Here is a 21,094-nt window from a genome sequence, read left to right as displayed (position 1 = left end):
CCCCGCTACTTCGGCAGAAACGGTTCTAGTTGCTTGGCATGCTCGACGGCAAGCTCGCAGCGATCGCGCGTGACGGGTTCCCCGTATCGCCAGCCGACTGTCACCTCGAACATTCCTTCCGCAGTAGGCAGGCTGACATAGCACCGCAGCTTTTGTTCATCCGTTTTGTCCTGGTAGGTCAGACCCGCGCGCGGGCCGATCTTCACATCTCGGAACCCGGTAAGCTTGTCGTTCTTTCGAGAGTCATCCTGGGTGAAGAAAGTGGAAGAGACTGTCACGAAGTACGGTCCGCCTGTGGCATTCCATTTGCAGATTCGCCATGCCGAAGGCCCGCTGGTCGGGTCGATGACGACCGTCTTCGAGGCAGGATCCACCTGCATGGCTCGCAGTGCCTCGTCGGACAAGTCCTTACATGGATTGAAGCTGACCGTCCGCTCACCGCTAGTGGGACTACCGTTCGTGCTCTGGGGTGTTGGTGTTCCATCGTTCGGCGAGCACCCCGCGACCAGCCCGACCACCGCCATCCCGGCCAGGATCGTCCGCGCGGCGACCTTCGGCGACACAATGGCGGTTCGCATATCTCTCCTGACTTCGGCCCAGACACCCCGACACAGGATAAGACGCACTGGATCTCCCCCTGGTTCCACTCCAAACTAGAGCAATCCAACTGGATCGTTCCAGTCCGGCGGCAGAATCGGGTGCACGCCCACCCACCAGATCAACCTACTTCGGCGGGTAGTCCTCGGGTCGGGAGGCATGCCGAACTACGAGGTCACACGGCTGGAGCGCGGAGGCCGAGCACCTTCACCGTGAACGTCGACCCAACACCCCACGTTGCCGAGTCGCCTCGAACTCAGATCCGCCGATCGTCCAGTTCGGCCGCCGCCCCGGCGGCCGACCGGATCAACCGCGCACTGTTACCGCATCCACCTTGAACAACATCCCCGGCAACGCAAGCGCGGCAACGCGATTCAATGTCTGCACCAACAGTGGCTCACCCCCAGATCTCCCAGATCTTCGTGCCGAGAACCGCAAGCTTGTCGAGATTGTGATCGACAATGAACGTACGCAATTGCGCAACATCCCCTGACCCAAACCTACTGAACGCAAAGCGATTCCGAGATTCGCGAAAGCATTGCCGACCTGAACCGCGAAATCATCACTCGTCGTACGCCGGTAACGGTCACATGCGACCGAGAATGCCTGCTGGGCCGCGGCCGCAGAGGAGATTGGCGAGATCCCGCGCACATCAACTACTCCTGCGGGCTCACCCAAAATGATGGCTGGGCCCTCTGGATTTGGTGAAAGCAACGCGGGCCGCTCCGCCATGTGAAGCGGCCCACGTAACCGATCAGCTCGTCGGCAGGACGCTTACAACGTCCACTTCAGAATCAGCGTCAGCACCGCCGCGACAACCGCGAGGACCACGGCGCCTGCGCCCCAGACGAATCCGTGCCGCTGCCACGGACGGCCGTGATCGAGCGAGAATTTGCCGGGTCCGGTGAAGGCGATACCCGCGCCGACCACGGCGAAGAGCAACGGCAGCTCATAGTTGTCCTTGCCGAACAGGCCGAGACTCCACAGCGCATTGACCGCGTTGATCATGGTGCCCAGCACGATGGCGCCTGCCAACGGCGTCACCAGACCGAGCGCGAGAAGCAGGCCGCCGCCGAACTCGCACAGCCCGGCCAGGGTGCCGAAGAATTTGCCCGGGTTGTATCCCATGCCGTCGAAGCCGGCGGTGGTGGCATCCCAGCCCGGCCCGCTGAACCACCCGAAGAGTTTCTGTGCCCCGTGCACGGCGAGCAATGCGCCGAAAACGGCCCGGATGATCAAGAGGCCGATGTCGGCGGATATGCCGTCGAGTTCGGTGTTGGTGGTGGCTCGTTCCAGAGCAGATTTCGTGGTCATGCTGGTCCTCGTCCCTGCAAGTCAGATTCCAAACAGCTGGTCATGGCCTCGGCGCTGAAGCGGACTGCGGTCCGATTTTTGCACAGGGCACCCTAACTTTCCAAGAGCCGTTCTTTATTCTGAGCTACGTTTCGCCGCGGCGCAGGGTTCATTCCGCCAGGAAGAAGAAGTAGCCGAGGAAGATCACCAGCAGGGCCCACATCGCGGGGTGCACGTCTTTGATCCGGCCCTTCGCGACCATCACGATCGGGTAGAACAGCATGCCCATGGCCAGGCCGTTCGCGATCGAGTAGGTCAGCGGCATCATCACGATGGTGATGAACGCGGGCACGGAATACTCGAGCCGGTTCCAGTCGATCTCGCCGAGCGACCGCGCCATCAACACGCCGACCACGATCAACGCGGGCGCGGTCACCTCCCCGGAACCGGCGATGACGGCGAAGATCGGATAGCAGAACATGGCGAGCAGGAACCAGCCTGCGGTGGTCACGGCGGTCAACCCGGTGCGCCCGCCCGCCGACACACCCGCGGTGGATTCGACATACGCGGTGGTGGTCGAGGTGCCGATGACGGCACCCGCCATGGTGCCCACGGAATCGGCGGCCAGCGCGCTCGCGGCCCGCGGCAGCTTGCCGTCCTTGTCGAGCAGCCCGGCCTGGTTGGCGACGCCGATCAGCGTGCCCGAGGCATCGAAGAAGTCGACGAACAGCATGGTCAGAATGACAACGGCCATCTGCCCGGTGAACGCGTCCGGCAGATGAATGACCGCCTGCCCGAACGTGTGCTCGAGCCCCTTGGGCGCCGAAACGACCCCGTTCGGCAGATCGACCAGCCCGCTCACGATGCCGACGCCGGCGGTGAGCACGATCCCGTACAGCACCGCGCCGTGCCACCCGATGACCAGGAAGACCACGGTCACGACGAGCCCGAACAGCGCGAGCAGCGTGGTGCCCTTGGTGAAGTCGCCCAGCGTGACCAGCGTGGCGTCGCTGTTCACCACGATGCCCGCGTTCTTCAATCCGAGAAACGCCACGAACAACCCGATGCCCGCGCCGACGGCCAGTTTCATCTGCATCGGAATCGCGTTCAGGATCCGCTCGCGCACCTTGGTGACCGCGAGCAGGAAGAAGATGATCCCGGACAGCAATGTCCCGGACAGCGCGACCTGCCACGGAATGCCCATGCCGAGCACCACCGAGTAGGCGAAGAACGCGTTGAGCCCCATGCCCGGCGCGAGCGCGATCGGATACTTCGCCCACAGCCCCATGACCAGGGTGCCGAACACCGCGGCGACGGCGGTCGCGGTGAACACCGCCTGCATCGGGATGCCCTTGGCGCCGAGCGCGCCCTCGTCGCCGAGCACGGACGGGTTCACCGCGAGCACATAGGACATGGCCAGGAACGTGACCGTGCCCGCCATCAGCTCGCGTTTCATGGTCGAACCAGTCGCGCTGATGCCGAAGAACGCGTCGACGCGACCTCGGGGCTCGGTCGGTACGGCGGTGGCCATGGGCGGTCTCCAGTCGGGGAGTGGTACGGGCGTGCCCAGGCACGTTAGCCGACGATTCACCGAATCGTGGAACCCGACCCGAAGGGTATGGTCCAGCTCAGCCCGGATCGGTAGCGCTCACGCGCTCGGCGCGGCGACCAGACCGAGTTCGGCGTCGCCGGCGAGCAGCTCGTTGTGCGGCAGTACCCGCACGGTGAAGCCGACCGCGCCGGACAGCGGGACCGGCGTGTCCACCGTGAAAAGCTCTGCGCCGGAATCGGATCCGGTGTGCGTCATGGCGACGGTGGTGACGTCGGACAGGTCGTCGGCGGTCGACACCCGGCCGAGCACCGCCTGCACGACGACGTCGGAGACCTGGAGGCCGCCGAGGTCGATGCGCGCGGTCAGCGACAGGGTGGCGCCGATGATCGGCGTGTCCGGCAGGCCGGCGCTGTCCACCTGGATCACCTTCACCGACGGCCACGCCGATTCGACGCGCCGCCGGTAGTCTGCGACGGAGCGGGCCACGGCGAACTCGTCGGCGGTCGCCTTCTGGTAGGCGACCGCGGCCGGCGCGTAGTACTCGACGGCGTAATCGCGGACCATGCGCGAGGCGAGCACCTTCGGGCCGAGGGTTTGCAGCGTGTGGCGAACCATCTCGACCCAGCGCACCGGCAGGCCGGCGGCGTCGCGGTCGTAGAAACGCGGCGCGACGGTGCGTTCGAACAGGTCGTAGAGGGCCGCGGCCTCGAGGTCGTCACGACGGTGCTCGTCGCGGACGCCGTCCGCGGTGGGGATGGCCCAGCCGTTCTCGCCGTCGAACATCTCGTCCCACCAGCCGTCCCGGATGGACAGGTTGAGGCCGCCGTTGAGCGCGGACTTCATGCCGGAGGTGCCGCACGCCTCCAGCGGGCGCAGCGGGTTGTTCAGCCAGACGTCGCAGCCCCAATACAGGTAGCGGGCCATCGACATGTCGTAGTCGGGCAGGAAGACGATGCGGTGACGCACCTCCGGGTCGTCGGCGAAGCGGACGACCTGCTGGATGAGCGCCTTGCCGCCGTCGTCGGCGGGGTGGCTCTTGCCCGCGACCACCAGCTGCATGGGCCGGTCTGGGTCGAGGAGCCGGGCGCGCAGGCGTTCCGGGTCGCGCAGCATCAGCGTGAGGCGCTTGTAAGTGGGGACGCGGCGGGCGAAACCGACGGTCAGCACGTCGGGGTCGAAAACGCTGTCCACCCAACCCAGTTCGGCCTCCGCGGCGCCCCGGTCCAGCCAGGACGCCCGCACGCGGCGGCGCACCTCGGCAACCAGGATGCCGCGCAACTCGTTGCGCGTCGACCACAATTCGCCGAGGTCGACGTCGCGCAGCCGTTCCCAGCCGCGCGCCTCCTCGACCAGGTCGGCGCCGATGTGCTTGCGCGCCTTGTCGAACCACTCGCGCGCGGCCCAGGTGGGGGCGTGCACGCCGTTGGTGACCGAGCCGATCGGCACCTCGGCCGCGTCGAAACCCGGCCACAGTGCGGCGAACATTTCCCGGCTGACCTCGCCGTGCAGTTTCGATACCCCGTTGGCGCGCTGGGCCAGCCGCAGGCCCATGTGCGCCATGTTGAAGACCGACGGGTCCGCCTCGCGGCCCAGCGCGACGATCCGATCCACGGAAAGCCCTGGCAGCATGGCGGATTCGGACTCGCCGTGCGCGCCGCCGAAGTAGCGGCGCACCATCGGCATCGGGAACCGGTCGATGCCGGCGGGGACCGGGGTGTGCGTGGTGAACACCGTGCCCGCCCGCACCGCGGCCAGCGCCGTGTCGAAATCCTGTCCGGTAGAGACGAATTCGCGGATGCGCTCGACGCCGAGGAATCCGGCGTGGCCCTCGTTCATGTGGAACACGTCGGGATCGGGCAGGCCAGTGGCGTTGGTGTAGGCGCGAACCGCGCGCACGCCGCCGATGCCGGCCAGGATCTCCTGGCGGATCCGGTGCTCCTGATCGCCGCCGTAGAGCCGGTCGGTGACCGCGCGCAGCTCCGGATCGTTCTCCGCGATATCGGAATCCAGCAGCAGCAACGGCACCCGGCCGACCTGCGCGATCCACACCCGCGCGCGCAGCACCCGCTGATCCGGCATCGCGACATGGATCAGCACCGGCGCCGTATCCGATTCACCGTTGTCGGAGGTGAGCAGCCGCAGCGGCAGCCCCTGCGGATCCAGGTCCGGGTAGTGCTCGGTCTGCCAGCCGTCCGCCGACAGCGTCTGCCGGAAATAGCCTGAGCGATACAGCAATCCGACGCCGATCAGCGGCAGCCCCAGATCCGAGGCCGCCTTCAGATGGTCGCCGGCCAGGATCCCGAGCCCACCCGAATAGTTCGGCAGCACCTCGGTGACGCCGAACTCCATGGAGAAGTACGCGATCCCGCGCACCCCCTCCTCGCCTGCCCGCCGCTCGAACCAGCTCGGCGCGGCCAGATAGTCGCGCAGATCCGCCGCCGCGGCATCCACCCGGCGCACATACTCCGGGTCCGCCGCCAGCTCGTTCACCCGCGCGGCCGGCACCTCCCCCAGCATCCGCACCGGGTCGTGCCCCATCTCCAGCCAACGCTGCGGATCCAGCTCGGCGAACAGATCCTGCGTCGGCGGATGCCACGACCAGCGCAGGTTCGTGGCGAGCTCGCCGAGCGCGGCCAACCGCTCGGGCAGATGGGCACGGACGGTGAATCGACGAAGTGCCTTCACCCGCCGAACCCTACCGAACGCCGCAGGTTCCGGCCGCCCCGGCGGCGTGGCTCACAGCGCGCGCGAATTTCCATCCGGCGGGATCTCGACGTCGAATCACTTCGTGTCCGACGGCGAACTCGGTCGTGTACCCGTGCCGAGTTCGTCACCAACCAGTTCAACCGGAGGAGTTCATGACAATCACAGCCCCAGCGCTTGTCTTACAGATGTCCTACACTTGTCGTATGGCGACCATAACCTTCCGCCCAACGGCCAACGATGAGCGCATCATCAACCGTGCCCGCCGTGACGACGAGACCACCACCGAGGTCATCCGCCGTGCCCTGCGATTGCTGGATCGCGAGGAATGGCTGGCTCAATTCCATATCGATGCACTCGCGCTGCAGGACGAGGACCTCAACGCGGAGCCTGACGCATGGTGAGGGTGATTCGTGGCGCCGTTCACCGTGTCGACCTCGGCGATGCCAAGCGCGGACACGAGCAACGCGGTCGCCGGTTGGGCTTGATCGTCTCCCCCACCGATACCCCGCTGTCGGTGGTGACGATCGTGCCGACATCGACCAGCGCGGGGACCGCGATCAACCGGCCCGCGATCAAGATCGATGGCCAGGAGACGATATTGCTCGTCGATCAGGTCCGGACCATCGATCGCGACTATCTCGGCAAGTTCGTCGAGATGCTCAACCGGACCGATATGGCCACGCTGGAAAACACGTTGGGCCAGTACCTCGGAATCAGTTGATCTACAACGCAATCCGATCTGATAAGCCTTTGAATACATACAATATGTGTGATTGAACTTGCCTGGCACTGCGCCGTACTACGCCGCGTGCCCTTTGCGTTGACGGTGGTAGCGGGCGGACAAGCTGCCCGCCCGCTATCAACCGCTCCCCCTCGACGCCACCCCTCAGCGGAGGGTGAAGGTCGCGTCTCCCGACAGATGTTCCATCTCCCGGTGATCCTCGGTGGTGGTGACGATATGGGCCTCTACTCGCCCGACGCCCGGCGCGGTGCCGAAGCCGGTGATGATGTTGTCCTTGGCGTCGATGACGGTTCCGGTGACGCGGTGGGATTGGCCGTTCTCGATGCCGGTATCGAGGTTCCGCCAGCGCACGGCGACGCGATAGGCGCCGCAGCGCTCGCCGGTCTGGGTGATCTTCAGGCGGACGCCGAACGTGCCGGCCTGCGGCTGAGGCACCGTTTCGGCGTTGATGATCGCGGCACAATCGCCGCCACCCGGCATGGCGCGGGTGAGCGTCGGGCTGAAGTGGACGACCGGGTCGGTGGGTGAGGCGTTGGACGGGGCGGCGAGCCCGACCAACGCGGCACCGGTCACAGCGGCGATGACAACGGAACGACCCGAGAACCGTTGAACCTGCTTGCTTTTCAGCTTCATGTCTAGATTTTCGAGATCCGGCCATGGCCTGTTATCCGTACCCTTGCCCCCAAATCCATTGGCAGAGAAGTTAATCGATGCCGGCACCGGCGATCGCGACCTGGCACCGCTTTCCGGAGGCCTGCCACACCCCCGCCGATTGATCCGAGGTCAGCGTCCGAAATTCACTGGCGGGATCGCCGACCGGAATGTCAGCATCGGCGGATGCCGCACTGGGTCGCCGTTCTTCCGCAATTCCTGCTGGCCTCGCTGATTCTCGCCGCGCTGCCCGGACCCGCGACGGCCCTGTTTCTGCAACGTTCGGTGCGGGACGGCCGCGCGGCGGGGCTGGCCGCGGTCGCCGGGAACGAGATCGGCGTGCTCGGCTGGAACATCGCCGGTGGCGCGGGGCTGTCGGTGCTGCTGGTGGCCAACCGGTACCTGAACACCGCGATGCACGTGGTCGGCGCGCTGGTGCTGATCTGGCTCGGCGTGCAGGCGTGGCGTGGCGCGCGCGACGACGGGGAGTTCGGCAGCACCATGACGAAGATGCTGCCGTCGGGCCGGACCCCCGGTGCGGCGTTCCGCGCCTCGCTGGTGTCGATCGCGGCGAATCCGAAGGCGGCGGTGTTCGGGTTGACCATCCTGCCGCAATTCCTGCCGTCCAGCGGACCGGTGCTGCCGACCGTGTTCGCACTCGTGATCATTCAGCTGGTGGTCGATACGGCGTGGTGCGTGGGCATCGTGCTGGCCGCCGACCGCGCGGGCGACTGGCTGCGCCGCACCGGCGTCCGGCAGCGAATCGAACGCGCGCTCGGCGCGATCCTGGTCGCGCTGGGCCTCGGTCTCGCGGTGGACGCCCGCTGACCCTCGTTCCCGCGCTGATCCCGTGCATCCCCCCGGCTGCCGGTAGGTTGGTTCCGTGACCGGCCGCATCGCAATCGATGACACTGCCCCGTCCATCGCAGGCGGTCGGCCTGCCAAGGCCGTCGTCGGGGAGGTTTTCCCGGTACGCACCGTGGTGTGGCGGGAGGGACACGACGCGGTCGCGGCGACGCTGACCGTGCGCGGGCCGAACTCGGCGCGCCCGATCCGGATCCGGATGACGCCCGATCTCGAACCGGACGTGTTCAACGCCACCTTCACCCCGAACCTGCCCGGCGCGTGGACCTACCGCATCGAGGGCTGGAGCGATCCGATCGCGACCTGGCGCTCGGCGGTGGAGGCGAAGCTCGCGGTCGGCCAGAACGCCGCGGACCTGGACAACGACCTCGAACTCGGCGCCCGCCTGTTCGACCGGGCCGCACAGGCGGTGCCGAAGAAACAGTTCGAGCGATTGCGCGCGGCGGCCGCCGCCTTACGCGGCAACGAGCAACTGCCCGCCAGGGTCGCGCCCGCCTTCGCCGAGGAGATCGCCGAGATCCTGCGCGCGACCCCGTTGCGCGACATGGTGACTCGCGGCCCGCAGCACACCGTGCTGGTGGAACGGCAGCGCGCGCTGTTCGGCTCCTGGTACGAATTCTTCCCCCGTTCCACCGGCGGCCGGGACGAGTCGGGCACACCGATCCACGGCACCTTCGCCACCGCCGCGAAGGAGTTGCCGCGCATCGCGGGCATGGGTTTCGACGTGGTCTACCTGCCGCCGATCCATCCCATCGGCGAGGTGAATCGCAAAGGCCGCAACAACACCCTGGTCGCCGAGCCGGGCGACGTCGGCTCACCATGGGCCATCGGATCCAAGGACGGCGGACACGACGCCGTGCACCCGCTGCTCGGCACCGCCGCCGACTTCGCCGCATTCGTCGACACCGCGGCGCAACTCGGCCTCGAGGTGGCCCTCGACCTGGCCTTGCAGTGCGCGCCGGACCATCCGTGGGTGGCCGCCCATCCGGAATGGTTCACCACCCTGCCCGACGGCACCATCGCCTTCGCCGAGAACCCGCCGAAGAAGTACCAGGACATCTACCCGGTCAATTTCGACAACGACCCGGACGGCCTGTACGCCGAGGTGCTGCGCGTGGTCCGGCACTGGATCGGGTTGGGCGTCAAGATCTTCCGCGTCGACAACCCGCACACCAAACCCGCCGACTTCTGGGAGTGGCTGATCGCCACGGTCCGCCGCACCGACCCGGACGTGCTGTTCCTGTCCGAGGCGTTCACCCGCCCGGCCCGGCTGTACGGGCTCGCGCGCCGCGGTTTCAGCCAGTCCTACACGTACTTCACCTGGCGCGTGGCGAAGTGGGAGCTGGCCCAGTTCGGCGAGGAACTGGCGGCCAAGGCGGACGAGGCCAGGCCCAACCTGTTCGTCAACACCCCCGACATCCTGCACGAGAGCCTGCAACACGGCGGCCCGGGCATGTTCGCCATCCGCGCGGCGCTCGCCGCCACCCTCGCGCCGACCTGGGGCGTGTACTCGGGATTCGAGCTGTTCGAGCACCAGGCGGTGCGCCCCGGCAGCGAGGAATACCTGGACTCGGAGAAGTACGAGTTGCGCCCGCGCCCGTTCGCCGAGGCGCTGGCGCGCGGGGAATCGCTGGAGCCGTGGATCACCCGGCTCAACGAGATCCGCCGCGCGCACCCGGCCCTGCAACAGTTGCGCTGCATCCACTTCCACCACGTCGACAACGACGCGCTGATCGCCTACTCGAAGGTCGATCCGGTCAGCGGCGACGCGGTGCTGGTGGTGGTGAACCTGAACCCGTTCGCCCCCGAATGGGGCATGGTCTCGCTCGACCTGCCCGCCATCGGCCGCGAATGGCACGACCACCCGGTAGTGTTCGACGAGGTCAGCGGCGAGGAATATCACTGGGCCCAAACGAATTACGTGCGCCTGGACCCGTCCGTCGCGGTCGCGCACATCCTCACCCTGCCCCCGGTCGCGCAGCAGGCCCGCACCGAACTCGCCTATCGGAGCACCCTGTGAAACGCCGCGATCTGATGCTGCTGGCCGCGGGCACCCACGGTGACCCGCACACCGTGCTCGGCGCGCACCCGCATCCGGACGGCACGGAGATCAGCGTGCTGCGCCCGCACGCGGAAACGGTCGCCGCCCGCATCGGCGGCACCGATCATCCGCTGAAGTCGTTGGGGCACGGCGTCTTCGCCGGTGTGGTCCCCTACCCCGACCTCATGGACTATCGCATCGTCACCGCCTATCCGGGAGGCCAGACCATTCTCTCCGCCGACGGCTACCGTTTCCTGCCGACGGTCGGCGAACTGGACCTGCACCTGATCGGCGAGGGCCGCCACGAACGGCTGTGGGACGTGCTCGGCGCGCACCCGCGGCACTACACCACCCTCGACGGCGAGGTCGACGGCACCTCGTTCGCCGTGTGGGCGCCGAATGCGCGCGGCGTCACCGTGATCGGCGACTTCGACGGATGGAGCGGTAGCACCGCCCCGATGCGCGCGCTCGGAGCATCGGGCGTCTGGGAGGTTTTCGTGCCCGGAGTCGGGCCGGGCGCCCTCTACAAGTTCCGCGTGCACGGCGCCGACGGCCGCACGGTCGACCACGCCGACCCGATGGCCTTCGCCACCGAACTGCCGCCGGCTACCGCCTCGGTGGTCACCGAAAGCCACTTCACCTGGGACGACCAGGCCTGGCTCGACACCCGCGCGCGCACCGACCCCACCCAGGCGCCGATGAGCGTCTACGAGGTGCACCTCGGTTCCTGGCGCCCCGGCCTCGGCTACCGCGAATTGGCCGACCAGCTGGTCGATTACGTGCGGGAGACCGGCTACACCCACATCGAACTGCTGCCCATCGCCGAGCACCCGTTCGGCGGTTCCTGGGGCTATCAGGTCACCTCGTACTACGCCCCCACCGCGCGCTTCGGCACGCCGGACGACTTCCGCGCCTTCGTCGATCGACTGCACCGCGCGGGCATCGGCGTGCTGCTCGACTGGGTCCCCGCGCACTTCCCGCGCGACGAATGGGCGCTGGCCCGCTTCGACGGCACCCCGCTCTACGAGCACGCCGACCCCCGCCGCGGCGAGCAACTCGACTGGGGCACCTACGTTTTCGACTTCGGCAGGCACGAGGTGCGCAATTTCCTGGTGGCCAACGCGCGCTACTGGATCGAGGAATTCCACATCGACGGCCTGCGCGTCGACGCCGTCGCCTCCATGCTGTACCTGGATTACTCACGCCCCGAAGGGGGTTGGGAGCCGAACGTATACGGCGGCCGGGAAAACCTGGAGGCCGTGGACTTCCTGCAAGACCTGAACAACACCGTGCACCGCCACCATCCCGGCGTGGTCACCATCGCCGAGGAGTCCACCAGCTGGCCCGGCGTCACCCGCGGCACCGACGTCGGCGGCCTAGGTTTCACCATGAAGTGGAACATGGGCTGGATGCACGACACCCTCGGCTTCCTGCAACGGGACCCGATCCACCGCTCCTGGCACCACAACGAGATCACCTTCTCGGCCGTGTACGCGTGGAGCGAGAACTTCGTGCTGCCGATCAGCCACGACGAGGTGGTGCACGGCAAGGGCACGCTGTGGACCAGGATGCCCGGCGACGACTTCGCCAAAGCCAGTGGGGTGCGGGCACTGCTGGCCTACATGTGGGGCCATCCCGGCAAGCAGCTGCTGTTCATGGGCCAGGATTTCGGCCAGTTCCGCGAGTGGTCCCACGATCGCGGGCTGGACTGGGCGGAGCTGGACAACCCGTTGCACCGGGGGATCACCACCGCGGTACGCGACCTCAACGCGGTCTACCGCGCCCACCCCGCGCTGTGGACCCAGGACACCACCCCGGGCGGCTACTCCTGGATCGAGGCGAACGACCAGGCGAACAACGTGCTGGCGTTCCTGCGCTACGGCTCGGACGGATCCGTGATCGCGTGCGTCTACAACTTCTCCGGGTCGCTGCACGGCGAGTACCGGGTCGGCCTGCCCTTCGCCGGGCAGTGGACGGAGATCCTGAACACCGATGCCGCCGAATACGGCGGCTCCGGCATCGGCAACCTGGGCGCGGTCAAGGCCACCGACGAGGGCTGGCACGGTCGTCCCGCGTCAGCCACCATCGCGTTGGCCCCGAACAGCGCCGTCTGGCTGGCCCCGAACAGCTGAACCGGTCGCCGGACAGCTGAATCAGTACAGCGCGGCGGCGAGCTTGCGGCGCGCGGCGACCACGAACGGCTCGGCCTGGTCGAACAATTCGAAGAGTTCGAGCAGACGGGTGCGCGCCTTGGTGCGATCGTCGCCCGCCGAACGCTTGACCACGGCGATCAGCCGGTCGAACGCCGCTTCCGGCTGCTGGTTGAGCATCTCCACGTCGGCGGCGTCCAGCGCGGCGTCCACATTGCCGGGATCGGCGTCGGCGGTCGCGATCGCGGACTCCGGGAGCACCTGCGCGCGCACCAGGAAGCGCAGCTGACGCAAAGCGCCCTTGGCCTCTTCGTTGCCCGGCTCCGCGGCGATGATCGCCTCGTAGGCGGCCTCGGCGCCGGCCATGTCACCCTGTTCCAACGCGGTCTCCGCGGCGACGAATCGGGGATCCTCGGGCGCGTCCTCGGGCTCCTCGCCGCCGGGCAGCTTGCCTGCCACCGCGTCGATGACCGCGCTCAGCCACTGCCGGACCTGTGGCTCGGGCTGAGCGCCCTGGAAGTCGGCGAGCGGCTGCCCGCCGGCCACCGCGATCACGGTAGGAATGCCCTGCACGCCGAACGCCTGCGCGATCCGCATGTTCGCCTCGGCCTCGACGGTGGCCAGATCCCAGGCGCCACCGCTCTCGCCGACCAGGCGCTCCAGCGTCCGGACCAGCTCGACACTGCCCGGGCTGCGCTGCGAGTACAGCGCGACGACCACCGGCACCTGCACCGAGCGGCGTAGCACCTTGGTTTCGAAGTTCGCCTCGTTCACCGCGTAGTCGCCGCCCCCGGCCGCACCGGGTGCGTTGGCGGGCGGTTGCTTCAAACCGGAGAGATCAACTGCCCCGGACATGGCGGCGACAGCGGCTGGCGAAGGGCGGCGTGCGGCAGGTCGAGTCACGGTTTCCAGTTTGTCACGACGTGGCGGCGGCCGGGGCTCCGGAGTCGGCAGAAACCGCGTTGCTCAGCTCACCGAGCTTGCCCGAACGGACGGCCCAGATCTCGAACACCACGGTGAAGAACGGCGGGATGCTGGACAGCAGCGCGAGCACCGTGGTCTTGGCGTTCCAGCCCAGCTCACGCGCGGCCACGATGGCGGCGATCACGAACAGCACGAAGATGATGCCGTGCGTCATGCCGAACACCTTGACCGGCCACAGCACCGGTTCGGGGAGGCGCTTGAACACCATGCCGACGATCAGGAAAACCCAGGAGATCGCCTCGAGCACCGCGATGAAACGAAACCGCTTCGCGACGCTGCTCAGGTCGAAGACATTGCCCATGCGCACCATTGTGCCGGATGCACTACGACGTGTCGTAGTGGGGCGAGTCACAGTCACCCCGCGCAATTCCGGCATCGACGCCGCGAAAGCCGGGTCCGGAGTGCGGCTTTCGTCCGAATACACCACAGCCCCCGCGGCGCGTGTCCGCGGGGCTGTGGCGAGAAACTCGGTTACACGCGCACGATCAGCGCGTCGCCCTGACCACCGCCGCCGCACAGCCCGGCCGCGCCGATGCCGCCGCCGCGCCGCTTCAGCTCCAGCACCAAGTGCAGCAGGATGCGCGCGCCGGACATGCCGAGCGGGTGCCCGATCGCGATCGCGCCGCCGTTGACGTTCACCTTCGCCGGATCGATGCCCAGCTTGCGGGTCGAGGCGACACCGACCGCGGCGAACGCCTCGTTGATCTCCACCAGATCCAGGTCGGCCGGCGAAATGCCTTCGCGCGCACAGGCCTTCGCGATGGCGTTGGCCGGCTGATCCTGCAACGTCGAGTCCGGGCCCGCGACCACGCCCGCCGCGCCGATCTCCGCGATCCAGCTCAGGCCCAGCTCCTCGGCCTTGGCCTTGCTCATCACCACGACCGCGGCCGCGCCGTCGGAGATCTGCGAGGCGGTGCCCGCGGTGATGGTGCCGTCCTTGCGGAACGCGGGGCGCAGCTTGGCCAGCGACTCCGCGGTGGTGTCCGCGCGGATGCCCTCGTCGGCGGCGACCACCAGCGGGTCACCCTTGCGCTGCGGCACCGAGACCGGGACCACCTCGTCGTCGAACACGCCGTTCTTCCACGCCGCCGCCGCACGCTGATGCGAGGCCGCAGCGAACGCGTCCTGCTCTTCGCGGGCGACCGGCTCGGTGTCGTTGCGCTGTTCGGTCAGCGCGCCCATCGGCTGGTCGGTGAAGATGTCGTGCAGGCCGTCGTAGGCCATGTGATCGCGCAGCGTGACATCGCCGTACTTGAACCCCTCGCGGCTCTTCTCCAGCAGATGCGGGGCCTGGCTCATCGACTCCTGGCCGCCCGCGACGACGATCTCGTACTCGCCGGCCCGAATCAGCTGGTCCGCCAACGCGATCGCGTTGATTCCGGACAAACACACCTTGTTGACCGTGAGCGCGGGAACGTCCATCGGAATGCCGGCGGCCGTCGCCGCCTGCCGGGCCGGGATCTGCCCCGCACCCGCGGTGAGCACCTGGCCCATGATCACGTAGTCGACCTGCTCGGGCGCGACGCCGCCCTTTTCCAGCGCGGCCTTGATGGCGAAACCGCCCAGATCGGAACCGCTGAAGTCCTTGAGGCCACCGAGCAGCCGACCGACCGGGGTACGTGCACCGGAGACGATCACGGAAATGGTCACAGCAGCCTCGCTATCTTGTTTCGCAGGATTCCGTACTCCACGGTAACCGCTGTGCCCAAGTTGCCGGTACGCAGGTAACGGCTACCTTCGAGTAGTGAGCAACGTTATGGATTCGGCCGATTTCATCCCCGCGGACTACGTCGTCGCCGTCGATCACGTCGGTGTCGCCGTGCCCGACCTGGATGTCGCGGTTGCCTGGTATGCCGAGAATCTCGGCATGATCGAGACCCATCGCGAGGTCAACGATGCCCAGGGCGTGCACGAGGCGATGCTGTCGCTGCCCGGCGCCCCCGATCGCGGCACTGCCCTGCAGTTGCTGGCTCCGCTCAACGAGGAGTCGACCATCGCCAAGTTCATCGACCGTAACGGGGCCGGCCTGCAGCAACTGGCCTACCGCGTGACCGACATCGATGCGGTCTCCGCGCACCTGCGCGCGCGGGGCCTGCGTTTGCTGTACGCGGCGCCGAGGCCTGGAACAGCGGATTCGCGCATCAACTTCATCCATCCCAAGGATGCTGGCGGTGTGCTGATCGAGTTGGTCGAGCCGAACGCGAATGTTACGCACTAGTATCAAGATCGGGCGGGAAAAACTCTTCGGAATCACATTCGCGGTCGAGTCACCATCAGGTCTCTGTAGGCTGTAGTTTGTGTGCCATGTCGTCACCTGAGTCCGATCGCAATCGCTTCGTTGCACTGCCCTTCACCGTTGTGCGCAAGGGTTATGCGCAAGACGAGGTACGCAACTACTTCGACCGCTTCGACGCCGAACTAAGGGTCACCGCTACCGACCGGGATGCTGCTGCGGCACAAGCCCGTAACCTCGCGAGCCAGCTCGAGGATGCGCGTGACGAGATCGACGAGCTCCGCAAGGAGGTCGACCGACTCTCGGTGCCGCCCACCACCGCGGAAGGCATGTCCGACCGCATCTCCCGCATGCTGCGGCTGGCCTCCGACGAGGCCTCCGAGGTTCGTGCCCTGGCACAGGCCGAGGCCGCGGAAATGGTGTCGATCGCGGAGCAGCAAGCCACCGAGATGCGTGGCAAGTACGAGTCGTTGCTGGCCGAAACCAAGGAAAAGCGCGAGGCGCTCGAGATCGAGTTCGAGCAGACCCTGGCCAACGCGCGCACCGAGTCCGCCAAGATCATCGAAGCCGCGCAGGCCGAGGCCGACCGCCTGGGCAAGGAAGCCGATGCCAAGCGCAAGGCGACCCAGCAGGACTTCGAGGTCACCATGGCCGAGCGGCGCACCAAGCTCACCCGCGCCATGGAGGAGCTGGAGGCCACCAGCCGCGCCGAGGCCGCACAGCGGATCAAGGACGCGACCGACGAGGCCAACCGCCTCATCACCTCCGCGACCCAGACCTCCGAGCGCAAGATCGCGCACGCGAAGGAACTGGCCGAGGAAATGCGCGTGCTGCGTGGACGCGTGCTCGCCCAGCTGCTCGGCATCCGCGGCCAGCTCGACTCGGTCCCCGCGATGCTCGCGGCGGTCAACCGGGAAAGCGAACTGCTGGACGGTGTTCCGGATCAGCGCAAGATCGGCAACAACACCAAGCAGGTCGCCGGCTCCAGCCGCAAGGCCATCTCCGAAGTTGCCTCCGAGGAAGACGACATCGTCGACGAGGAGCGCGAGAACGCCGACATCAGCAACTAACTCGGCGGGCCACGCGGCGACTAGCGCAGTACCCCAACCGAATTCACTCCAAGGCCGCCCCGGCACCGGGGCGGCCTTCCTAATTTCCGGCGCCCGGCGTGCGTTGCTTACCCGGAATCACCTGCGCCAAGCCGACATTGAACAACAACGTCGCGTATCGGAGAAATCTCTTCGCCGGCGGGCCTCTGCCTGAGGCGGATCACCGGCCGCGACAATGACATTCGACACCAACGGCGCCATTCGGATGAATCGCTCACTACCGCAAATACATTCGAGGCAAATGCGACGATTCAGAAGAACCTTCAGCGGTGCCGGAATTCGGGTCGGCACCCGACTCCCGCACCAGGGCGCCGCTAGGACCAGCGCCGAGTGATTCCCCGGGTCCGGCGACCGTTCCAGCACCCACTGTGCCAGTGCCTGCGATCGTCCTCACCGCCGTCCGCGGCCCAGGCGACGATGTGCGCCACGCCGAGCGCGATTTCGTGATCACACCCCGGGCAGCGGTAGGTCTTCACCGCACGGACCCCAGGGATGGTGCGAACGACGTACGTCTCGTCGCCGTCGGGCCCCGCCTCGGTCCGGCCGAAGACATCACCGAGCGGCGCGCCGCCCGTGCGCGAGCGGCCCGTGTGACCGTCTGCGCGCGGTTTCCGACGAGGCATGCTCCCAGACTATTACCCGGACCAGAGCTGCCCCGAACGGCCGGTGCGCCGCCCGTTCGGGAGACGCCCAGGTCAACTGATTCGCCCTGCCGAGATCGGTATCCTGTGGCACAGTGGGGCACCGCCGGAATGCCGCTCACGTGCCCACCGGCGAACGGTTTCGCAGCATTTTCACAGGGAATACCCGGATCGAGCGCAGCGGAGAACTCGATCATGGAGAGATACCGCACAGACACGGAGGTACGCATGGCCGTCGCCACGATCACGGACGACCGCACAACGGTCGTCGGTCCTCGCTGGTGGCGACTGCGGGTGCCCGCGACCGTCGGCTATCTGGCCGCGCTGGTCATCGTCACGTCGATCTTCTCCGCGCTGAGCGACTCCGCCCAGTCGAAGGTCGTGCTGCACGCCAGCACCAATCTGCACAACCTGCTCCAGGGCCGGGTGGTCACGCTGCTGTCCAGCGCGCTGGTCATCGGCGACGTCGGCACCGCGTGGCTGATCATGCCGCTGCTGGCCTGTCTGCTCGGGCTGGCCGAGCTGCGCTTCGGCGCGCTGCACATGGTGCGTGTCTTCCTGGCCGGGCACATCGGTGCGACGCTGCTCGTGGCCGGCGGGCTCTGGGTGGCCGTCGAATTCGACTGGCTGCCCGCGAGCGTGCGCTGGAGCGAGGACGTCGGCATCAGCTACGGCTCCATGGCGCTGATCGGCGCCTTGGTCTTCGTCGTGCCGAACCGGCTGCGGATCGCCTGGGCCGCAGTGTGGTTCGTCGCTGCGGTCGGCGGCGTGCTGCTCGGACAGACCTTTACCAACGTCGGTCACCTGCTGGCCTTCTGCATCGGCTCCGCCGTCGGCTACGGCATGATCCGGACCAAGACGCCGGTCACTCGCCGATTCACCAGGGTCGAACAGGCGCTGCTCACCACCAGCGCGATCCTGGCCGCGGCCATCCTGCTGGGCTGACGACAAGCTCCCGCACCCGGTCACCTACAGTGCTTGGGTGCGCCTAGTGATTGCTCGCTGTCAGGTCGACTACGTGGGGCGACTCACCGCCCATCTCGCGATGGCCCGCCGCTTGCTCTTGGTGAAAGCGGACGGCTCCGTCCTCGTGCACTCCGACGGCGGCTCGTACAAGCCGCTGAACTGGATGAGCCCGCCGTGCTGGCTGGAAGAGCGCGGCGCCGCCGACCTTCCCGAGGGCGCGAAGGCGCTCTGGGTGGTCACCAACAAGGCCGGCGAGGAACTCCGCATCACCATCGAGGACATCGAGCACGACTCCTCGCACGAGCTGGGCGTCGACCCCGGCCTGGTGAAAGACGGTGTGGAGGCCCACCTTCAGGTCCTGCTGGCCGAACATGTCACGAACCTCGGCCCCGGCTACACCCTCATCCGCCGCGAATACATGACGGCCATCGGCCCGGTAGACCTGCTCTGCCGCGACGCCGACGGCGGCACCGTCGCGGTCGAGATCAAACGTCGCGGCGAGATCGACGGCGTCGAACAACTCACCCGCTACCTCGAACTCCTCAACCGCGACCCGCTGCTCGCGCCGGTGGCCGGCGTCTTCGCCGCCCAGCAGATCAAGCCGCAGGCCCGCACGCTCGCCGAAGACCGCGGAATCCGCTGCCTGGTACTCGATTACGACGCCCTGCGGGGCACGGAGAGCACCGAGTTCCGGTTGTTCTGACGGCCTCCTTCGCGATCACTCCGCGTACGGGATGAAGTCCGCTTTCCGTGCGCCACACACCGGGCACACCCAATCGTGCGGGATGTCGGCGAAGGCGGTGCCGGGCGCGATCCCGCCATCCGGATCGCCCTCGGCCGGGTCGTAGATCATCCCGCAGGTCACACAGATCCACAGTTCGGCCACCAGGTCGACAGCCGGATTCCGGTCGACGCCAACCCGTTCGGTCATGGCTCGACCGATCCCGCGGTCGAGGCGGCGAAGCCGAACCGGTTCGCCCGGCGGAACGTGCCGAAATCGTTGAACCGGACGCCGTGCTCGCGCAGGACCACCCGGCATTCGGCGCTGATCGCCTGGCGGATGTAGAACGGATCACGCACCAGGAAGTGATGAATGGCGTGCGTACCGCCGAAGTTGAAACACAACGCGTGCACCGGCCACAACCATTTGGCGGTCCAGACCTGGGTCTGCTGCAACACATTGTGCGGCTCGACGTCGCCGAAGTAGTGCATGTTCGAGCTGACGAAATGCAGGCAGAACGTACGGATCATGTTGGGCGCCAACAGGGTCACCGCAACGACGTCCAACGCGTGCCGCGCGCCGGAGTAAGCGATGTGACCGCCGGACAATTCGTAGAGATGCAGGCCGATCGTCAGATACCAGAGGCCGTAGTGCACGGCGCTGAGCGGGAAGTAGCCGAGCGGAGTCGTCACGGAAAGGCGACGGGCCTCCTCGGGATCCCGAGCCACCTGCGCGACATAGGCGTGAACCAGCCTGCGCATCTGGAACGGCCGAAAGGCGTATCCCAGCACCGTGTCCAGCAATCCGAGCACTCGATGACCGCCCCACCGCTGCCCGTTGGTGATACCCCGCTCCTCCAGATCGGAGTCGGTGCCCGACCTTTCGTGATGATGCAGATGCAACCGGCGCCGCACCCAGGGATTGATGGTGCTCGGCCGAAACAGCCAGACACCCAACATCATCGAGTTGTGCACCCACTTGTTCGTGCGGAAATACATCGAATGGATGAGGTCGTGCTCGATCTCGTGCAGCAGCGACAACCAGAACGCCGTCATCGGCACGGTTGCCCACCAAGGCAGTATGCCGCCGGCGTAGAGAACCGCGTCGCCGATGACGCCGGCGATGGCCACCGTGAAGATCGCCAGCCCGATCGTGTTCTGCCGCCCGGCGATCCACGGATGCCCCGCCCGCCAGCGATCGCCGATGCCCATGATCTCGCCCCGGATCGCGGCGATCCGGTCCGCGTCGGCCTTCGCGAGCCCGCGTTCGCCGGGCAGACGAGTCGCCAGCCGCATCACGCGACCCACGCCGCACACCCGGTCGCTTCGGTTGCCGAATAGCCGCTCATGTCAGTCCTAACTCCAGAATGCCGGGACAAGATTTGCTACGAGTTCGGAGCGCGCATGGCCGGTCAGGAAGAGACGGGGAGCAGACCTACCATTTGGAACAGTCATCTGGAATTCGTTGCGGCGGCGGAGCCGGATGGGCACCCGATGGTGCGGATGTAGTTCTGTCCCTAAACGCAAGAAGACCCCCAACAGTGTTGGGGGTCTTCTGCAATGATGTTCCGGCGGTGTCCTACTCTCCCACACCCTGTCGAGTGCAGTACCATCGGCGCTGGCAGGCTTAGCTTCCGGGTTCGGAATGGGACCGGGCGTTTCCCTGCCGCTATGGCCGCCGTAACTCTATGAAACTATCCACAGAGAGCACACACAACACCCCGAGGGATGACGTGGCGCATCTGTATCTGTGTGTTGTTTCAGATACTGCACAGTGGACGCGTAGCTTCTTTGTTGGTAAGTCCTCGGCCGATTAGTACCAGTCACCTGCACCCGTTACCGGGC

General features: G+C 67.1%; 20 protein-coding genes and 1 rRNA gene. 9 read left to right on the top strand and 12 right to left on the bottom strand.

The features are described from left to right. Positions 1 to 5: 5 nt before the first annotated feature. From ACFQ9K_RS00105 to glgP, 4 genes are all read right to left on the bottom strand, one after another. Positions 6 to 578, bottom strand: coding sequence for a DUF3558 domain-containing protein (locus ACFQ9K_RS00105; protein ID WP_378720417.1), 573 nt, complete (start codon positions 576 to 578; stop codon positions 6 to 8). A gap of 793 nt (positions 579 to 1,371) precedes the next feature. After that, entirely contained in the window at positions 1,372 to 1,911 is a 540-nt protein-coding gene (locus tag ACFQ9K_RS00100; RefSeq protein ID WP_378720415.1) for a DoxX family protein, read from the bottom strand. 148 nt (positions 1,912 to 2,059) lie between these two features. Next, the gene (locus ACFQ9K_RS00095; RefSeq protein ID WP_378720414.1) at positions 2,060 to 3,421 is read right to left on the bottom strand and encodes an NCS2 family permease; all 1,362 of its coding nucleotides are present in this window, start codon (positions 3,419 to 3,421) and stop codon (positions 2,060 to 2,062) included. Positions 3,422 to 3,538: 117 nt separating this feature from the next. Further along, positions 3,539 to 6,127 carry an alpha-glucan family phosphorylase gene (gene glgP, locus ACFQ9K_RS00090; protein ID WP_378982615.1) on the bottom strand — a complete coding sequence of 863 codons (2,589 nt, stop codon included), beginning with the start codon at positions 6,125 to 6,127 and terminating at the stop codon, positions 3,539 to 3,541. Positions 6,128 to 6,351: 224 nt separating this feature from the next. On the opposite strand from glgP, the gene ACFQ9K_RS00085 reads away from it, so the two are divergent. Both ACFQ9K_RS00085 and ACFQ9K_RS00080 read left to right on the top strand, forming a co-directional pair. Continuing rightward, the gene (locus tag ACFQ9K_RS00085) at positions 6,352 to 6,549 is read left to right on the top strand and encodes a hypothetical protein (protein ID WP_378720411.1); all 198 of its coding nucleotides are present in this window, start codon (positions 6,352 to 6,354) and stop codon (positions 6,547 to 6,549) included. Further along, entirely contained in the window at positions 6,543 to 6,869 is a 327-nt protein-coding gene (locus ACFQ9K_RS00080) for a type II toxin-antitoxin system PemK/MazF family toxin (protein ID WP_378720410.1), read from the top strand. Before ACFQ9K_RS00085 ends, ACFQ9K_RS00080 begins: the two co-directional genes overlap by 7 nt. A gap of 165 nt (positions 6,870 to 7,034) precedes the next feature. Here ACFQ9K_RS00080 and ACFQ9K_RS00075 read toward each other — a convergent pair whose 3' ends face one another. Then, on the bottom strand, positions 7,035 to 7,610 hold the full coding sequence (locus ACFQ9K_RS00075; RefSeq protein ID WP_378720409.1) for a hypothetical protein: 576 nt from the start codon (positions 7,608 to 7,610) through the stop codon (positions 7,035 to 7,037). Positions 7,611 to 7,727: 117 nt separating this feature from the next. Here ACFQ9K_RS00075 and ACFQ9K_RS00070 point away from each other — a divergent pair, with 117 nt between their 5' ends. From ACFQ9K_RS00070 to glgB, 3 genes are read left to right on the top strand one after another with little or no spacing between them, the layout of a single operon-like run. Further along, positions 7,728 to 8,369, top strand: coding sequence for a LysE family translocator (locus ACFQ9K_RS00070; RefSeq protein WP_378720408.1), 642 nt, complete (start codon positions 7,728 to 7,730; stop codon positions 8,367 to 8,369). 55 nt (positions 8,370 to 8,424) lie between these two features. Next, positions 8,425 to 10,425, top strand: coding sequence for a maltotransferase domain-containing protein (locus ACFQ9K_RS00065; RefSeq protein ID WP_378720407.1), 2,001 nt, complete (start codon positions 8,425 to 8,427; stop codon positions 10,423 to 10,425). A 14-nt stretch (positions 10,426 to 10,439) separates the two neighbouring features. Then, positions 10,440 to 12,578 carry a 1,4-alpha-glucan branching protein GlgB gene (gene glgB, locus ACFQ9K_RS00060; RefSeq protein WP_378720442.1) on the top strand — a complete coding sequence of 713 codons (2,139 nt, stop codon included), beginning with the start codon at positions 10,440 to 10,442 and terminating at the stop codon, positions 12,576 to 12,578. A 21-nt stretch (positions 12,579 to 12,599) separates the two neighbouring features. On the opposite strand, the gene ACFQ9K_RS00055 is transcribed toward glgB, so the two are convergent. From ACFQ9K_RS00055 to ACFQ9K_RS00045, 3 genes are all read right to left on the bottom strand, one after another. Continuing rightward, entirely contained in the window at positions 12,600 to 13,451 is an 852-nt protein-coding gene (locus ACFQ9K_RS00055; protein WP_378720406.1) for a tetratricopeptide repeat protein, read from the bottom strand. A 61-nt stretch (positions 13,452 to 13,512) separates the two neighbouring features. Continuing rightward, on the bottom strand, positions 13,513 to 13,890 hold the full coding sequence (locus ACFQ9K_RS00050; protein WP_378720404.1) for a DUF3817 domain-containing protein: 378 nt from the start codon (positions 13,888 to 13,890) through the stop codon (positions 13,513 to 13,515). A 161-nt stretch (positions 13,891 to 14,051) separates the two neighbouring features. Beyond that, the gene (locus ACFQ9K_RS00045) at positions 14,052 to 15,230 is read right to left on the bottom strand and encodes an acetyl-CoA C-acetyltransferase (protein ID WP_378720403.1); all 1,179 of its coding nucleotides are present in this window, start codon (positions 15,228 to 15,230) and stop codon (positions 14,052 to 14,054) included. Between the two features lie 106 nt (positions 15,231 to 15,336). Here ACFQ9K_RS00045 and mce point away from each other — a divergent pair, with 106 nt between their 5' ends. Both mce and ACFQ9K_RS00035 read left to right on the top strand, forming a co-directional pair. Then, positions 15,337 to 15,798, top strand: coding sequence for a methylmalonyl-CoA epimerase (gene mce / locus ACFQ9K_RS00040; RefSeq protein WP_378720441.1), 462 nt, complete (start codon positions 15,337 to 15,339; stop codon positions 15,796 to 15,798). Between the two features lie 86 nt (positions 15,799 to 15,884). Continuing rightward, a complete protein-coding gene (locus tag ACFQ9K_RS00035; protein WP_378720402.1) occupies positions 15,885 to 16,883 on the top strand; it encodes a hypothetical protein in 999 nt (332 codons plus the stop codon). 353 nt (positions 16,884 to 17,236) lie between these two features. Here ACFQ9K_RS00035 and ACFQ9K_RS00030 read toward each other — a convergent pair whose 3' ends face one another. Next, positions 17,237 to 17,545: an ATP/GTP-binding protein gene (locus tag ACFQ9K_RS00030; protein ID WP_378727011.1), complete on the bottom strand. Its 309-nt coding sequence runs from the start codon at positions 17,543 to 17,545 to the stop codon at positions 17,237 to 17,239. Positions 17,546 to 17,791: 246 nt separating this feature from the next. On the opposite strand from ACFQ9K_RS00030, the gene ACFQ9K_RS00025 reads away from it, so the two are divergent. Together ACFQ9K_RS00025 and nucS are read left to right on the top strand one after the other, a co-directional pair. Continuing rightward, positions 17,792 to 18,508, top strand: a complete 717-nt coding sequence (locus ACFQ9K_RS00025) for a rhomboid-like protein (RefSeq protein ID WP_378727013.1) — start codon at positions 17,792 to 17,794, stop codon at positions 18,506 to 18,508. A 37-nt stretch (positions 18,509 to 18,545) separates the two neighbouring features. Next, positions 18,546 to 19,232, top strand: a complete 687-nt coding sequence (gene nucS / locus ACFQ9K_RS00020) for an endonuclease NucS (protein WP_378727015.1) — start codon at positions 18,546 to 18,548, stop codon at positions 19,230 to 19,232. Positions 19,233 to 19,247: 15 nt separating this feature from the next. Here nucS and rd read toward each other — a convergent pair whose 3' ends face one another. The 3 genes from rd to rrf form a co-directional block, all read right to left on the bottom strand. Next, a complete protein-coding gene (rd, locus tag ACFQ9K_RS00015; RefSeq protein ID WP_378727018.1) occupies positions 19,248 to 19,460 on the bottom strand; it encodes a rubredoxin in 213 nt (70 codons plus the stop codon). Continuing rightward, positions 19,457 to 20,557 carry a fatty acid desaturase gene (locus tag ACFQ9K_RS00010; protein ID WP_378727020.1) on the bottom strand — a complete coding sequence of 367 codons (1,101 nt, stop codon included), beginning with the start codon at positions 20,555 to 20,557 and terminating at the stop codon, positions 19,457 to 19,459. Before ACFQ9K_RS00010 ends, rd begins: the two co-directional genes overlap by 4 nt. Positions 20,558 to 20,815: 258 nt before the next feature. Next, positions 20,816 to 20,932, bottom strand: a 5S ribosomal RNA gene (gene rrf, locus ACFQ9K_RS00005). Positions 20,933 to 21,094: the final 162 nt, after the last annotated feature.

This window comes from Nocardia sp. NPDC056564 (genome assembly GCF_042793755.1).
In the GTDB taxonomy this organism is placed as follows: Bacteria; Actinomycetota; Actinomycetes; order Mycobacteriales; family Mycobacteriaceae; genus Nocardia.
This window is presented reverse-complemented; position numbering and strand designations above follow the sequence as displayed.